The following is a 16,102-nucleotide window of genomic DNA, read 5'->3' as shown; positions in this document are numbered from 1 at the left end:
TCTCCTTTATAGTTTTCTTATACAAAACTTTTATTTACATTACAAAACATACACTACTTTTTTTTATTCGTCAATTCATTTTCACTGGGAAAATATATATTTTTTTTGCTATGATACAAATAGTTGTTTACAAAAAGGAGCTTGATTTTATGAATATTGGTTCTGCAATACGTGAAATTCGTCAACGTAGAGGCATAACAATCGCACAAATTTGTGAGGGAACAGGTCTTTCTAAAGGATTTATGAGTCAGGTCGAAAATAATAAAACTTCACCATCTATCTCAACTTTAGAAACGATCTCCAATTTTTTAAACGTTCCTCTTCCCTATTTATTGTTAGAACAAAAAGATCGGTTGAAAGTTGTCAAAAAGGTAGAACGTAAATACAGTGTATACGGAAAAGATGAACAAAGAATTGAACATGTTGCAGAGCAAGGTGGCCTCCGCCTAAATCTCGTAGAAATTCCTGCTGGGTTTCCGAAAGAAAACTCACCAAATGCCCATGAGGGGGAAGAGTGTCACCTCGTATTACGCGGAAAACTAGAAGTTCAACACGGAGAAGATATTGCAATTGTAGAAGAAGGTGATTCTTTCTCTTGGAATGCATGTGTTCCTCATATCGTGCGTAATATAGGAGAAGAAACGGCATTATTACTCATCTCTAGTCATGCAGAAAATCGAAAACGTGTTTATTAAATAAAAAAGAAGCCTGTAAATTAGGCTTCTTTTTTATCCCCTTATAACTCCATAGCTTGTCCCAACTAGTACAGTCTTTTCGTGTTGATTGCGATAAACCGACTCGATTGAAACCTTTTTGTATCCTTCCATCTGTTCAACATTTGTTAAAGTCAATTCACAAGTGATCGTATCCCCTGTAAAAACCGGTCTAATAAACTCACTTACTAATTCTCTTGCTATGTAATGTAATTCTTCGCCTACTTTCGTTCCAATACTAGCAGTCAATAAACCATGAACCATTAAACGTCCATTTTCATCATATTCCATATGATGCCTACCTTTATCTCCTGTAATATTTGCAAATTCAAAAACCTCTTCCTCAGTAAATCTTCTTTCGTATTTAAATACATCCCCAACTTTTATACTCATTTTTATCCCCCTAATAATAAACAGAATTTTCTTTTATTTTATCATAAAATGCGTCTTAGTTCAGTTTATATTATTAGAATATCGAGCCTTTTTCTCTTTATCGATGCCCATCTTTTTTTGCTATTTGATACCCATAATACGCACATGTTCCATTGCTCGATAGCTCTCTCACCTCAAAACCACAACTTCTATAAAAATCAAAATTACTCGCGGATGTATGTGCAAACCAGTCGCCATGTGGTAGCTTTTGCAAACAAAGAGCGACAAGTTTCTTGCCTAACCCCTTCCCTCTATATTCATATTTCACAACTAAATTTACTATGTTCGCGACCATGATTCCATCAGAAATGACCCTAACCATTGCAACCATCTCTTCTTCATCCCAAATTGTGAACGCCCATGTTGAATTTTCAAATGCTAGCGTGAATTTTTCAATTTGCCAGGAAGGGATATTATCATTGCTCCAACCGGCATCTTCGAATAAAGTTTTAATTGCATATGCAGGTACACCATTCGTTCCCTCACGAATAATAAGTCCATTATGATAAATATACATGTAATCCCCCCTTTATTTTTATATACCATTCTTCAAAAGATGCAATTTACCCTTTTTCATCCAACATGCTTAATGGAATAAACGAGAACATCCATCCCATGAAATGAAGTTGTTTTCTCATAACTAAGTCCTGTTTTTCTAGCAACAAAGATGGAGGCAGGGTGGTCCGGATTAATAAGAGAAATTAATTTATTCATTCGTAACGCTTGGAAGCCATAGTCTCTAAATGCTGCCGCTGCTTCTTTCGCATACCCTTTTCCCCAATACTGAGGTAGTAGCCAATACCCAATTTCAATTTCCTCTTTTCCATCTATCTGCTGCTTTACTAATCCTGCATGACCAATTCGTATTCCCGTTTCCTTTTCAATCAATACAAATAAACCGAGGCCGTTTTTATAGCTAGGAATCACCCACTCCTCCAAACTTTTTTTACATTGCATATATGTTTTTAACGTCCCATTTCCAATATAGCGCATTACCTTCTCATTTCCCCATAGCGAAGCGTAGAACTGTAAATCATCCATTGTATATTTACGAATTTGTAAACGATCTGTATGAAACATCTCTGCACTCCTTCCCACTCGTTTGTACTTAACTACACGACCATGTTTTGAATATATACTAAATGTTACTGTCTATTATAAAGGAACCAACAATAAAATACAGAATATTCAATCCCGGAAGAATTAAAAAAGGCAGTAGACAAATATTGTCTACTGCATCCATATCATAACTAGCATAAAGAAAACTACAATTGAGGGGGGTGTAGGATTTTCAAATATACTAGATACTTATCCCGTTCTAACGGGCGGTAAACTTTTCAATTATATGAAAGTGAAAAGTTTACCGCACATAAGAACCTTTGCGGTCATTAGGAGAGCACCGTTAAGTACTCAAATACACGCTGTGCTTTTTCTCCACCCATTCGTGCATGTTGAAGCAGAGAAATACCATGTGGACCCGATGCACGCAATGCCTCTGGTTGTGCTACTAAAATAGCTTGTACAACTTCTAATTCCCCAAGCATAGCGGCCGCGAAAATATCCATTCGAGCACCCTTTTCTAGTAAATAGAGAGCAATATCCTTACGACCTACATGTGCCGCTGCTCCTAATGCACTTTCCCAATCTGATCCACCCCAATTGTAAGAGGCATGAAGTAAGCTTGGCGATTCAGCCAACAGTTCTTGTACTTTTTCTAAATCTCCGTGAGCTACCATAACAAATTCCCTTACTAACTCAGTGGTAATACGTTCTTCTGTTCGCATCGCGCCTCTCTCCTTTTAGAAATTCTTTTCGGTGTAAAAAATGGCTTGTCGCTTCCTTGAAAAATATCTACCTCGATGCCGAACACACGTTGAAACATTTCATGACATAACACTTCTTCTGGTATACCGTCATACTGAAGCTGCCCTTGCTTTAATACAAGTAAACGATCGCTATATTGAGCCGCTTGGTTAATATCATGTAAAACCATTACAATTGTCATGCCAAACTCCTCGTTTAATCGTTTCACAAGTTCCATTACTTCCAATTGGTGAACGATATCCAAAAAAGTTGTTGGCTCATCTAATAATAAAACATTTGTACGCTGTGCTAGCGTCATTGCAATCCAGGCACGTTGTCTTTCTCCTCCTGATAAAGATTGTAAAAGACGATATTCATACCCTTCAAGATTTGTAACAGACAATGCCCAATCAACAATTTCTTCATCTTCTTTATTTAAGCGACTGCTCCATGATTTATGAGGGCCTCTTCCAAATTCGATTAATTCTTTCACTGTTAAATCTAATTGATGATCATGCATTTGTGGTAACATCGCTAATTGCTTCGCTACATCGGCACTTTTCATCGTATGAATATTTTTTCCATCTAGAATGATATCACCTTCGCTTTGTTTAAGTAGTCTTGCCACTAAACGAAGCAAAGTAGATTTCCCAGATCCATTCGGCCCAATTAAACTAACGACCTCTCCAGCTTTAATATGTACATTCATATTTTGCATTTGAAATCTTTCAGAATGTGCGTAAAACACTTTGTTAACGGAAATCACTTCGTTTTCCTCCTCTATGAATTAAATATAAGAAGAACGGACCGCCTAAGAAGGATAATAAAATACCAACAGGCAATTCAATTGGATCGAACCAACTTCGAGCTATCGCATCCGCGAAAACAAGTAATATCCCTCCGCCAAGACATGATAATGGCAATAAATATTTATAATCATTTCCAACTAATAAACGTAACATATGTGGTACGACAAGACCGACAAATCCAATAAGACCAGAAACACTAACCGCAATTCCAGCTAATAATGTACTTACGACTATTAAATAAAACCGGCTTCTCTCCACGTTATGACCTAATAATTTCGCCATTTCATCTCCAAGCATTAATACTCGAATATGTTTAATACCAAAGAAGGCTAATATAATAGCGAATATTGCATAATAAATAATCATGTTTAAATGTGCCCAACTTACACCACCAATGCCACCTGCTAACCATGGCAACACGGATTGTACTTTATCACTATGTAATAACATTAACGCTGACGTGGCTGCACCAATTAATGCATTGATTGACACACCTACTAAGACAATCCTTGAAGGTGGTGCCCCCTTTTGCCATGATAAAGCATAAATGACCATCGCCGTTATGAAAGCTCCTAAAAACGCTCCGAGCGGTAAAAAAGCCATATGCTGAGGGAATAAAATCATAATTACAATTGCTACAAGGCCTGCTCCAGATGAAACCCCAATTATACCAGGGTCTGCAAGAGGGTTTCTCATAACCCCTTGTAGCAGGGCACCAGATGCTGCTAAACACGTTCCTACTATAAATCCAACTAGCACTCTCGGTATACGAAGGTCCCATACAATTCGATGAACCGTCGAACCTTCATCTTGTATCCCTGTTAGAATATCTCGTAATGAAAAGGATAAACTTCCTGCGAAAAGGCCGTAAAAAAGACCTAAAATCGTTAATACTACTAAGGTAACTGCTATTATCCATCTTTTTTTCGCAAAAGGATGTTCCTTTTCCCTTACCACTTCACTACTTTCCATACGTATCATTTCCTTACATCTTGTATACTTTTATACATAAAGTCCATCGCTTCTGTAACTTTTGTTCCAGGATTTGATCCAAATAAGTCTGGTGGCAAAATCACTACACGATTTTGTTTTACTGCATCTAAATTTTTCCACGCTTCATTTTTCATCATTTCGCCTTCAAATGCTTTTTTAACGCTATTTGGATCTCCATGTGTAATTAAATAAATCACATCTGGATTTGCCTCAATAATACGTTCTACACTTAGCTGCGCATATTGCGGATATTCCTTCATTTCCGGAAAATCAGCTGCAATATTTTTCCCGCCTGTTTTTTCTAAAATATCACCTGATAAAGATGTTGGTAATGCTGCTAAATACGTACCTGGTGCCCCATACACTAGCAATGCTTTTACATCGCTTTTTTTCTCATATGTCTTCATTTGATCATTAATTTTTTGGTTAAGTTCTTTTGCTTTATCTTCTTTCTTCATAATCGTTCCGTATAGTTCAATATTCTTTTGAATATCTAGTACAGAATTTGCAGAAGAAATCATTACTTTCGTTCCTTGTCTTTCCACCGTTGGAACATTCTTTTGAAACCCATTATTAGCAATAAGTACATCCGGCTTTAAGCTAGCAATTTGCTCAAAATTCGGCTGATGCGCATTCCCGATTACTTGTACTTTCTTTATATCCTCTGGAAGCGTTATTTTTGCATCCGGACGACCTACTATTTTTCCGCCTAACGCATGAATAATATTCATGTCTCCCATACTTAATGTTGCAAAACTCTCTGGCACTTTATCGAATGTTACCTTTCTTCCTGACAGGTCGGTAACTTCGATTTTCTCTTTTCCTTTTTCTGTTTTTGTTGCAGATGCTTTTTCGTTTTCCTTTGCATTGCAACCTATTAACAAGAAAAAAATAGATAAAATCGCTGTGAATAGCGTAATAGATTTTTTCATTCTTCCACCTCTAACTGATAATGATAATCATTAACTACTATTCTACTTTAATTGATAAGGATTATCATTGTCAATATAAAACGCATACATTTTCTAGAAAAAACAAAAAGCGTTACAAAAAAAATTCCTTCTTTTTGTAACGCTCTATTTATCAATATTATTCACATTCGTTTCCCTCTAACTCGTCTCGCATCACTTTCACACGCTGGAAGAAAAAGAAGGATAAACTTAAAAATATAACGATGCTCCCCATCATAACAAAAGATTGTATTGCTTCTTTTGCTCCATTCGGAATCAACAAGCCAACCATTAACAATGTACTTACAGCGAGAAGAATTTGTCCAAACCGAGTATAATCTGCTATTTTTTCTTGTAATTCTTTCATCATATTCTCACTCCTCCATTTCACTGTATCATATTCTATTACACTTAAAGACAAGTAAATACAGACATTCTGGGAGATGTTTTCCAAAAGAAAAAGAGCCGCTTTATTGCGACTCTTTCATAAGCATTACTCTCCTTTATATGCTTCCATATAAATTTCTTTCAGCTCTGAAATAAGAGGTAATTTTGGATTAGCTGTTGTACATTGATCTTCAAAAGCTCTTTCTGCTAATAATCCAACAACCTCTTCAAACTGGTCCTTAGCAACTCCTTGTCCCGCAATACTCATATTAATATTTAAACTTTTTCCAAGTTCAATGATTGCTTGGACGAGTGATTCCACGCCTTCTGTTGTTGAGCCTGCTGGAAGCCCAAGCATTCTCGCAATATGTGCATAGCGTTCATCAGCTACAAAGTACTCATATTTTGGGAACAATGCGTGTTTTCTTGGCTTAATAGCATTATAGCGAACTACGTGCGGCATAAGAATTGCATTCGCACGCCCATGCGGAATATGAAATTCTGGTCCAATTTTATGTGCTAAGCTATGATTAATACCTAGGAAAGCATTTGCAAATGCCATCCCTGCGATTGCAGAAGCATTATGCATTTTTTCTCGTGCTTCTTCGTCATTTCCATCTTTAAATGCTCTTGGTAAATATTTGAATACGAGATCAATGGCCTTTAATGCTAATCCATCTGTATAGTCATTTGCTAGAACAGACACATACGCCTCGATTGCATGCGTTAAAACGTCCATACCAGTGTCTGCTGTTACATGTGGTGGTACTGTCATTACAAACTGTGGATCAACAATTGCTACATCTGGTGTTAATTCATAATCTGCGAGTGGATACTTTATATTATTTTTCTTATCTGTAATAACCGCGAATGGCGTCACTTCTGATCCTGTTCCTGATGTTGTTGGAATAGCAACAAACTGTGCCTTACTTCCTAATTTCGGATATTTACATGTACGTTTTCTTATATCTAAAAACTTCTGTTTAATTCCATAGAATGTTGTTTCTGGGTGCTCATAGAAAAGCCACATCCCTTTCGCTGCATCCATCGCTGAACCACCACCAAGTGCAATAATTACATCTGGCTTAAAACTTCTCATCATTTCCGCACCTTTAAAGACAGTTTCATCTGATGGATCTGGCTCGACCTCAAAGAAAACTTCAACTTTTACATCATTTGCATGTTTACGTAAATAATGCGTAACCGTATCTACATATCCGTGCTCAACCATTCCTGGATCCGTTACAATAAATGCACGTGAAATGTTAGGCATATTTGCTAAATATGCTGTCGCATGTTTTTCAAAATAAATTTTTGGTGGTAATTTGAACCACTGCATATTCTTTTTTCTATTTGCCAACCTTTTTATATTTAATAAATGCGTCGCTGTTACGTTTTGAGAAACTGAGTTTTTCCCATACGAACCGCAACCAAGCGTAAGTGATGGAATAAATCCATTATATATGTCACCGATTCCACCTTGTGATGAAGGGGCGTTTACAATAAGACGGCAAGCTTTCATACGTAATCCAAACTGCTTTTGTACTTCTTTATTTGTAGAATGAATAACTGCTGAATGTCCTAAACCACCAAGGTCTAACATGTCTTCGCAATATGTAAGTCCCTCTTCTAGTGAATTTGCTTTTACACAAGCTAATACTGGACTCAGTTTCTCACGAGATAGTGGATATGCTGCTCCGATACCTTGTATTTCAGCTACAAGCATTTTTGTATTTTCAGGCACAGTAATTCCAACTAATGCGGCAATGTACTGTGCTGATTTCCCTACAATATCACTATTTACTGCACATGTATTTTCATTAATAACAAGCTTTTCTAATTTTCTTCTCTCTTCTTCTGTTACAAAGTAACAATTGTTTGCAATCATTTCTGTTTTCACATCATCATAAATTTCCTTGTCTACAATGATTGCTTGTTCTGATGCACAAATCATACCGTTATCAAATGTTTTTGATAAAATTAAATCATTAACAGCCCGTTTTATATGCGCTGATTTCTCTATATAGCATGGTACATTACCAGGACCTACACCTAGCGCTGGTTTTCCAGTAGAATAAGCTGATTTCACCATACCTGCTCCTCCAGTTGCCAAAACAAGCGCAACACCTTCATGGTTCATTAATTGTTTCGTAGCTTCTACAGAAGGTTTTTCAATCCACTGAATACAATGTTTTGGTGCACCCGCCTTCACCGCTGCATCATATACTGTTTTCGCCGCTGCAATGGAACAGTTTTGTGCTGAAGGATGAAATGCGAAAATAATTGGATTTCTCGTTTTTATCGCGATTAATGCTTTAAACATTGTTGTCGACGTTGGATTCGTTACTGGCGTTACCCCAGCTACTACACCGACAGGTTCTGCAATTTCTATTATTTCTTCATGAGGATCTTCGTGAATAATCCCTACTGTTTTATCTTTCTTTATGCTATGCCAAATATATTCAGTAGCAAAAATATTTTTAATACATTTATCTTCATATACACCACGACCCGTTTCTTCAACAGCCAACTTGGCAAGCGGCATATGTTGATCAACTCCTGCTAACGCCATTTCATGAACAATGTTGTCAATTTGCTCTTGTGTAAAACTTTCTAATGCTTGTAAGGCCTTTTGACCGTTATTCACTAACGTATCAATCATCTCTTTTACTTCCTGCATTTCATTTACAACTTTCTCTTTGACTACCATGTAAATTCCTCCTATTCTGCTATCGTGGACTAAATAAGACCCTATAGGTCATAATAAGTCCCGATTAGCGCAAAAAAAATAGAGTTGCTTTCCTACATGAACCTCATTGTTTGTGAAACATTTCACAAGATTGTTCGTGAGTAACGTTTCATGAACTTAATATACATGAAATTATTTCGTTTGTGTATGTCTATTTTGTGAAATATTTCACAAAACAATATAATAAAAATGCACTGCTCTATATTAGCAGTGCATTTTTATTATGCTAGCGCTTGTGCTAAATCTTCAATTAAATCTTCACCGTCTTCAATACCGACAGAAATACGAATTAATGTATCTGTAATTCCTAATTCTTTGCGGCGATCTGCTGGGATTGATGCATGTGTCATTTGAGATGGGATAGAAATTAAACTTTCTACTGCTCCTAAACTTTCAGCAAGTGTAAAGTATTGTAATTTCTCTAGTACTTCATTTAATGTTTCTTCACTATCTACATCAAATGAGATAATAGCACCAAATCCACTTGCTTGTTCTGTTGCTAATTCATGGTTTTGATGTGATGCAAGACCTGGATAATATACTTTATTTACTTTTGGATGGTTATTTAAAAACTCAGCAATTGCACGTGAATTCGTTTCATGCTCTTCCATTCGAATTCCTAATGTTTTTAAACCACGAAGTAGTAAGAAGCTATCTTGCGGGCCAAGAATGCCTCCTGTTGAGTTTTGTACAAAGTGAAGGTCTTCTGCTAATTGCGGGCTATTTACAACTACTAGGCCTGCAACTACGTCACTGTGACCTCCTAAATATTTCGTTGCACTATGAAGTACAATGTCTGCTCCTAAAGAAATCGGCGACTGCCAATATGGCGTCATGAATGTGTTATCGATAATTGTTAATAAATCTTTCTCTTTAGCAAGAGTAGATATTTTCTTAATATCAGTAATTTTCAGTAATGGGTTCGTTGGTGTTTCCACATAAATCGCTTTCGTATTTGGACGAATTGCTTCTACAACTTCCTCTAAGTTTGTTGTATCTACAAATGTATGCTCAATACCGAAGCGGTTTAATACTTTTGTGATAACGCGGTACGTTCCACCATACACATCATCTGTTAAAATAACGTGGTCACCTTTTGAGAACAACATAATTGTAGCTGTAATAGCAGCCATTCCTGAACCAAATGCAAAACCAGCATGACCGTTTTCTAATACAGCAATCATTTCTTCTAAAGCTGCACGTGTTGGGTTACCTGTACGTGAATATTCATATCCTTGATGCTTACCAACTGCTTCTTGTTTGTACGTACTTGTTTGATAAATCGGTACATTTACAGATCCATTTGAAGGTTCTCCTATGCGAATACCATGAATTAACTTTGTCTTTGCTCTCATTTTTTATTCCCATCCTTTATATATGTCTTTACTTAAATAGCGCTCACTACTGTCTGGAAAAATCGTTACAATATTTGTACCTGGCGCCGCTTTCTCTGCTTCAAGTAAGCTTGCATGAAATGCTGCTCCTGACGAGCTCCCAACAAGCAGTCCTTCTTTTTGGGCTAATTCCTTCACTCGTAAAAATGCATTTCGATCAGAAATTGTATGAATTTCATCAAAATAAGATGTTTTCAAAAATGGTGGGATGAATTCAAGGCCAATCCCTTCTGTTTCATGCGAACCAGCTTTACCACCATTTAAAATGGATCCTTCTGGTTCCACAATAACCGTTTTTATACCTATATTTTTTTCTTTCAAATAAGATGCAGTCCCCATGAATGTACCACCAGTTCCTGCTCCAGCAACAAATATGTTAATCTCTCCGTTCAGTGCATCCCAAAGTTCAGGACCTAGTGTTTTGAAATAAGCACGTGGGTTTGCTTCATTCGCAAACTGACTTGGAGAGTATGAATTCGGTATTTCATTTACTAATTCTTTTGCTTTTGCAATTGCACCGGTCATTCCTTGCTCAGTTGGTGTATGCACGACCGTTGCACCTAGTGCTTTCATTAGTTCTTGCTTTTCAATACTAAATTTCTCTGGTACACAAACAATAACGCGTAAATCATGTTGTAACGCTGCAAGTGCCAGTCCAATACCAGTATTTCCAGCAGTCGGTTCAATAATTGTTCCACCCTGGGTAACAAGCCCTTTTTCTAGAGCATCTTCGATTAATTCTCTTCCTAAACGGTCCTTAACGCTTCCACCTGGGTTATAAAATTCAAGCTTTGCAAATAAACGGACCCCTTCCGGAAGTGAAAAACGAGTAATTTCTACAATTGGTGTATGACCAATCAACTCATGAACTCCACGATATACATTCATCGTGTTCTCCCCCTTATTTGCCAATAAAGAAAAGGCAACTGTATGTATTTTCTTTATATGAGACAGTTGCCTTTTTGTTACATTACTTTAACTCTTCTAGTACTTTTACGATAAAGTTTGTAGAATGAAGAGCTGCTTGATCTAAAAATTGATCAAATGAAACATTTGATTCTTTACCAGCAATATCAGAAAGTGCACGAATAATAACAAACGGAACTTCGTATTGGTGGCATACTTGTGCAACAGCTGCTGCTTCCATTTCTACTGCATAAAGATCTTCAAATTTATCACGAATTGCTGCAACGCGGTTCGGATCACTCATAAATGAATCACCTGTTGCGATCATACCTTTTACAACTTGAATATTTTCTTCTGCCTGCATACATTTCTCAGCTAATGCAACTAATGCTTCATCAGCCTTGAATCCAGGCGGCATTCCTGGTACTTGACCATACTCATAGTTAAATGCTGTTACATCTACGTCATGATGACGAACTTCTGTTGAAATAACTACATCTCCAACATTTAGAGAATGATGGAAGCCACCAGCTGAACCAGTATTAATTACTTTTTCAGGCTTATATCTTTCTAATAAAATTGTCGTTGACATCGCTGCATTTACTTTACCAATACCAGACTTTAACAAGATTACTTCATGTCCTGCTAATTGTCCTTTCGTAAATTCACAACCCGCAACCGTTTCTGTTTCTGCTTGTTCTAATTTGTCACGTAAAATACGTACTTCTTCTTCCATTGCTCCAATTACAGCAATTCTCAATCTAATCCCTCTTTCTATTGCTTAGTTGCCTCCATTACCCAAACGAAATGATTTAATCTCGTAAACGTTACATGGAAGCCATTGTTTTCAAAAATAGACTGCATGACTGGAATACGTGTATAGTATTCCGTTTGCAAATCGTTTGCTAACTGATGAAAACCTCTTTGTTTTGCTGTTTCAACAGTTTTATCATATGCATCTTGATCTGCAAATATCGTATCAGCAAACACTATTTTACCACCTTTGTTTAGCAATTGACTATACTTCGCAATCGCTACATTTTTTTCATCATCTGTTAAATGATGAAATGCATAGGTGCTTACTATGGTATCAATTGAATTTGGGACTTCAAACGAAAGAAAATCACCTTCTGTAATGGAAAACTCTTGCGGTAATTTCTCTTTTGCAATCATACGCATTTCACGTGACGGTTCTATACCGTAAACTGTGCGGCCAGCAAGTAATAATTTATTTGTTAAATTACCTGTACCAACACCAAATTCTAATACATTACCAAATGACTTGTTAACTACATCCTCTAGAATGTCCTCATAACGGGCGAAAACTTCTTTATATTGTATATCTTCGCCTTGTACAAATGAGTCGTACGTATGAGCCCACTCATCAAATAAACCATTAAATTCTGTACCCATAAAAATTCCCCTTTTTCTTATCGGTTTTATCAGTATAATATGCCCTCTTTCCAAAAATGTCAATTGAAATGTACATGGTATTTCCTTCTTTTCTTTGTTACACTATAGTTGATTACATAGGAGAGGGGTCGTCTTCGTGTCATTTACCTTTGAAATGTTAGAAGATAAAGTAGAGTTTTTCGAAGCAGGAGACTTAGCTTCTTTGGAACGAAAAATTAGTGAACAAATCGATAATAATAAAGCACTTATGCTTGAAGTTCATCACATCTCGCATCAAATGGTTATGGATCCGGAAAGCAAAAGACCATATTATAGCGCGGTTGTTCATTTTAAATTAAAGAAATTACGCTAACTAAAAAAGAGAAGCCCCTAAGGAGCTTCTCTTTTTTAGTTTAGAGTTTGAACAAGTACTGGTTTCCAGCCCTCATTGTCTACCCAATCAATATTCACATAATATTTTTTGCCTGATTGTTTATCTTGTACGTTACCGTAAGCTTTATTCTTACCGTTATTTCCAATTCTATGGATAACTAATTGCTCTACTGGAACGTCAATTGCAGCTGAAATAGCTTGATTCATCTCATTCCAATCTGCTGTACCTTTTTTAAACGTCATCGCAGGTGTTGCACCTTGCTCTGTACCTACTGGCTTCCAAGAAGGTTTCGTATAAGCATCAGTTGCCTTTGGCTGTGTTTTTTCAGCTGATACTTTCTCGTTAGCTTTCGCTTCTTCTTCAGCTTTTTTCTGTTCTTCTTCAGCCTTTTGCTTCTCTTCTTCCTGCTTCTTAGCATCTGCCTTATCTTGCTCGTTCTTCTTCGTCTCTTCTTTACCTTTAGCTTTCTCAGCCTTATTCTCTTTCGTTGTTTGCTGAGCTACTTTTTTATCACTAGAAGACGCTTGTTCTTTTCTTTCAGGAACAAACAATTGATATGATACAATAGCTACTAATATTAATACAATTGCAATTGCAATATTTAAAACACCGTTTTGACGACGTTTTTGTTGTTTCTGTTGGAATCTAGATCCTCCTGCCATTCTTCAAACCTCCATGCAGTTTTTCATACTTGCTATTGTAACATTAAATCTAGAAAGGTTGAACATTTACAATAATATTTTCACGAAATGAAAACATTTCACTATGAATTGCAAGATTACTTTTCATTCTCTAATCGATAGATTGATTCTACGATAGCTTTGAAAATAGGTGTAACTTTATTTTCACTACTATTCGTTTCTATATCCACGACAACTAAAGCATATCTTGGATTTTCATACGGAAAATAACCTGCAAACCACCGATTCACTTTCGTCCCTTTTCCTGTTTGCGCTGTCCCAGATTTTCCTGCGACACTTAGTGGCAACGACCTGAATGCTGCTCCTGTTCCTTTCTCCGTTGTTACAACGCCCCTTAATAACTCTTGTAATGTTTTCACCGCTTCATACGAAAGCTGTTTTCCACCTAATGTATGGTCTTCAAAAGTATAAAAGTCCGTTCCATTTTTATACTTTATTTTTTCCACAGCTTTCACTTCCATCTTTTCTCCATCCCTAGCAATCGTCGCCATCATATTTGCAATCGCTAGAGGTGACATACGTACATCTTTCTGTCCAATTGCTGTTTGCGCTACCGCCTTTTTACTATTCTTATTTCCTTCACTATCCCAAATCGTAACCTTCTTCTCCTCTGGCATTTGCTCAAAATGAGTTGTATGAAATACAGAACCTTTCCATCCAATCTTACCAGCGGCTCCTAAAGCTGCTACGTAAGTTTCTAACACCATCTTATCCTTTTGTATTAGCTCATTACCTAACTCTGAAAACGTCCTGTTACAGCTTCTAGCAAAGCTCTCTTTAAAACTAAGTGTACCCATCATAACTTGCGGGTGGTCTTCACCATATAAATCTTGATTACAATTAAATGTACGATTTAACACATTTTCATTTTGATCAATCACTGCCGCTGCAACTATTGTTTTAAAAACAGAACCGGGAAAATGTGGTGTTAACATTTGATTTTCAAGTGTAGTTGTATATAAGCGCTCATCCTTCACCTGCACAGATGGTTTACTGACCATCGCTAAAATTTCATTTTTCTTTACATCAAGTAATACTAGTCCTCCCTTCTTTATTTCGCTTGCTTCAACCACTTCTTCTGCTTTTTGCTGTAACCCGTTATGTAAAGTAGTTTGAATCGTCACTGGATAAAATGGATTTCCTGGCGCAGTATATTTCGCTTGTTTTCCAAAAATCGGTTCTCCTTGTCGGTCCACTTGATACAATACTTTTGCCTCTCCATCGGTCAAAAGAAATTCATCAAATGATTGCTGCAATCCTGAAATGCCAATTGGCGTTTTCCTTGAAATTCTTCTTACTTCTCCGTATCGTTTTTGAAATTCTCTTTCATTCTCCCCTACATTGCCAATTAAATGATTCATCGCGTCAGTTTGCCGTAAACGAACTTCAGCTGCTACAATACCTAATACATTTAATTGATTCACCTTCTCCATCTGCTCTCGTGCCAAGTGAAATGGTCCATCTCCCCTTTGCACGATAAATGCACTTTTCTTGTCTTTCATTTGACTTTCAATCTCTTGTCTCGACACACCAATGATATGCGCAATTTTCTCTAACATGTCATTTTTTATTTGTAGAAATGGAAAAACAATTAAAACAGGATACTTTTTCTCACCTATTTCCTTACCGTTCCGATCTATAAAATGGCCTCGTCCATCATCTACCGTAATGGACTGCGTCCGTTGTGTAACACTTTTTTCAATTAAATTTATCTTACGATCTGTAAATGATTCTGTATCTATAATTTGTATTTGAATTAAACGACAAAGTAAAATAAACATGATACATATAAAACAAATTAAAACAATTGTGATTCTCCGTTTTATTTTCATAAAAAAACACCTCGTCTATTATAGTTTGGACGGAGTGTTTCATCTTTTATACAAATAAAAAAATCACTCGCTTTTACACGAGTGATTTTTTATTATTTTACAGAGATAATCTCTACTTGCATTTCTCCACCTGGAGTTTGGATTGCTACCTTCTCACCAATTTGCTTACCTAATAAGCTTTTTGCAATTGGAGAATCGTTAGAAATTCTTCCTTCAAATGGATCTGCTTCTGCGCTACCTACGATTGTGTAAGATTCTTCATCTCCACCTGGTAACTCTTTAAATGTTACTGTTTTACCTAATGTAACAACTGTAGATTCTTCACCGTTATCTGTGATGATAACTGCGTTACGAATCATGTTTTCTAATTGTGTAATACGTCCTTCTACGAACGCTTGCTCATCTTTCGCTGCATCGTACTCAGAGTTCTCAGAAAGATCCCCGAAGCTACGTGCAATCTTAATGCGCTCTACAACCTCTTTACGTTTTACCGTTTTTAAATCTTCAAGTTCGTTCTCTAGCTTTTGCTTACCCTCTTGCGTCATAGGGTATGTTTTTTCTGTTGCCATATTTTCCACTCCTTTTATATACCAATCCCCCGAAAAAAAGAGGAGTTCCATATGAAAACTCCCCCACTTATATGTATA

The 16,102-nt window shown here is 36.7% G+C and carries 18 protein-coding genes; 2 read left to right on the top strand and 16 right to left on the bottom strand.

Annotated features, from left to right (window positions below):
* Positions 1-149: 149 nt before the first annotated feature.
* Positions 150-695 (top strand): helix-turn-helix domain-containing protein, encoded by a 546-nt coding sequence (locus K5S59_RS03080; protein WP_001020698.1) that lies wholly within the window; start codon positions 150-152, stop codon positions 693-695.
* 33 nt (positions 696-728) lie between these two features.
* Here K5S59_RS03080 and K5S59_RS03075 read toward each other — a convergent pair whose 3' ends face one another.
* From K5S59_RS03075 to K5S59_RS03015, 13 genes are all read right to left on the bottom strand, one after another.
* Positions 729-1,106 (bottom strand): hotdog family protein, encoded by a 378-nt coding sequence (locus K5S59_RS03075; protein ID WP_000025011.1) that lies wholly within the window; start codon positions 1,104-1,106, stop codon positions 729-731.
* A 97-nt stretch (positions 1,107-1,203) separates the two neighbouring features.
* On the bottom strand, positions 1,204-1,662 hold the full coding sequence (locus K5S59_RS03070; protein WP_000276120.1) for a GNAT family N-acetyltransferase: 459 nt from the start codon (positions 1,660-1,662) through the stop codon (positions 1,204-1,206).
* Between the two features lie 56 nt (positions 1,663-1,718).
* Positions 1,719-2,225, bottom strand: a complete 507-nt coding sequence (locus tag K5S59_RS03065; RefSeq protein WP_000469126.1) for a GNAT family N-acetyltransferase — start codon at positions 2,223-2,225, stop codon at positions 1,719-1,721.
* A 308-nt stretch (positions 2,226-2,533) separates the two neighbouring features.
* A complete protein-coding gene (locus tag K5S59_RS03060; protein WP_001258464.1) occupies positions 2,534-2,929 on the bottom strand; it encodes an ankyrin repeat domain-containing protein in 396 nt (131 codons plus the stop codon).
* Positions 2,896-3,714 carry an ABC transporter ATP-binding protein gene (locus K5S59_RS03055; protein ID WP_120450889.1) on the bottom strand — a complete coding sequence of 273 codons (819 nt, stop codon included), beginning with the start codon at positions 3,712-3,714 and terminating at the stop codon, positions 2,896-2,898. The genes K5S59_RS03060 and K5S59_RS03055 overlap by 34 nt, the downstream gene beginning before the upstream one ends.
* The gene (locus tag K5S59_RS03050; protein WP_002073080.1) at positions 3,701-4,729 is read right to left on the bottom strand and encodes a FecCD family ABC transporter permease; all 1,029 of its coding nucleotides are present in this window, start codon (positions 4,727-4,729) and stop codon (positions 3,701-3,703) included. Before K5S59_RS03050 ends, K5S59_RS03055 begins: the two co-directional genes overlap by 14 nt.
* A gap of 5 nt (positions 4,730-4,734) precedes the next feature.
* Positions 4,735-5,682 carry an ABC transporter substrate-binding protein gene (locus K5S59_RS03045; protein WP_000748442.1) on the bottom strand — a complete coding sequence of 316 codons (948 nt, stop codon included), beginning with the start codon at positions 5,680-5,682 and terminating at the stop codon, positions 4,735-4,737.
* A 157-nt stretch (positions 5,683-5,839) separates the two neighbouring features.
* A complete protein-coding gene (locus K5S59_RS03040) occupies positions 5,840-6,067 on the bottom strand; it encodes a YrhC family protein (protein WP_033656403.1) in 228 nt (75 codons plus the stop codon).
* A gap of 126 nt (positions 6,068-6,193) precedes the next feature.
* On the bottom strand, positions 6,194-8,797 hold the full coding sequence (adhE, locus tag K5S59_RS03035) for a bifunctional acetaldehyde-CoA/alcohol dehydrogenase (RefSeq protein ID WP_098237844.1): 2,604 nt from the start codon (positions 8,795-8,797) through the stop codon (positions 6,194-6,196).
* 260 nt (positions 8,798-9,057) lie between these two features.
* Complete coding sequence (locus K5S59_RS03030) at positions 9,058-10,191, bottom strand: bifunctional cystathionine gamma-lyase/homocysteine desulfhydrase (protein WP_212981827.1); 1,134 nt, start codon at positions 10,189-10,191, stop codon at positions 9,058-9,060.
* A 3-nt stretch (positions 10,192-10,194) separates the two neighbouring features.
* The gene (locus K5S59_RS03025) at positions 10,195-11,118 is read right to left on the bottom strand and encodes an O-acetylserine dependent cystathionine beta-synthase (RefSeq protein ID WP_001103869.1); all 924 of its coding nucleotides are present in this window, start codon (positions 11,116-11,118) and stop codon (positions 10,195-10,197) included.
* An 82-nt stretch (positions 11,119-11,200) separates the two neighbouring features.
* Entirely contained in the window at positions 11,201-11,896 is a 696-nt protein-coding gene (mtnN, locus tag K5S59_RS03020; protein ID WP_001217038.1) for a 5'-methylthioadenosine/S-adenosylhomocysteine nucleosidase, read from the bottom strand.
* 14 nt (positions 11,897-11,910) lie between these two features.
* Positions 11,911-12,549 (bottom strand): class I SAM-dependent DNA methyltransferase, encoded by a 639-nt coding sequence (locus K5S59_RS03015; RefSeq protein WP_000536334.1) that lies wholly within the window; start codon positions 12,547-12,549, stop codon positions 11,911-11,913.
* 136 nt (positions 12,550-12,685) lie between these two features.
* On the opposite strand from K5S59_RS03015, the gene K5S59_RS03010 reads away from it, so the two are divergent.
* Complete coding sequence (locus K5S59_RS03010) at positions 12,686-12,901, top strand: YrzA family protein (protein WP_000010984.1); 216 nt, start codon at positions 12,686-12,688, stop codon at positions 12,899-12,901.
* A gap of 35 nt (positions 12,902-12,936) precedes the next feature.
* Here the strand turns inward: K5S59_RS03010 and K5S59_RS03005 are convergent, their stop codons facing one another.
* The 3 genes from K5S59_RS03005 to greA form a co-directional block, all read right to left on the bottom strand.
* A complete protein-coding gene (locus tag K5S59_RS03005) occupies positions 12,937-13,584 on the bottom strand; it encodes a YrrS family protein (RefSeq protein ID WP_061677217.1) in 648 nt (215 codons plus the stop codon).
* 116 nt (positions 13,585-13,700) lie between these two features.
* Complete coding sequence (locus K5S59_RS03000; RefSeq protein ID WP_120450891.1) at positions 13,701-15,455, bottom strand: peptidoglycan D,D-transpeptidase FtsI family protein; 1,755 nt, start codon at positions 15,453-15,455, stop codon at positions 13,701-13,703.
* A 92-nt stretch (positions 15,456-15,547) separates the two neighbouring features.
* Complete coding sequence (greA, locus tag K5S59_RS02995; RefSeq protein WP_000179964.1) at positions 15,548-16,024, bottom strand: transcription elongation factor GreA; 477 nt, start codon at positions 16,022-16,024, stop codon at positions 15,548-15,550.
* Positions 16,025-16,102: the final 78 nt, after the last annotated feature.

This window comes from Bacillus sp. BML-BC051, assembly GCF_019656175.1.
Classification (GTDB): Bacteria; Bacillota; Bacilli; order Bacillales; family Bacillaceae_G; genus Bacillus_A; species Bacillus_A mobilis.
This window is presented reverse-complemented; position numbering and strand designations above follow the sequence as displayed.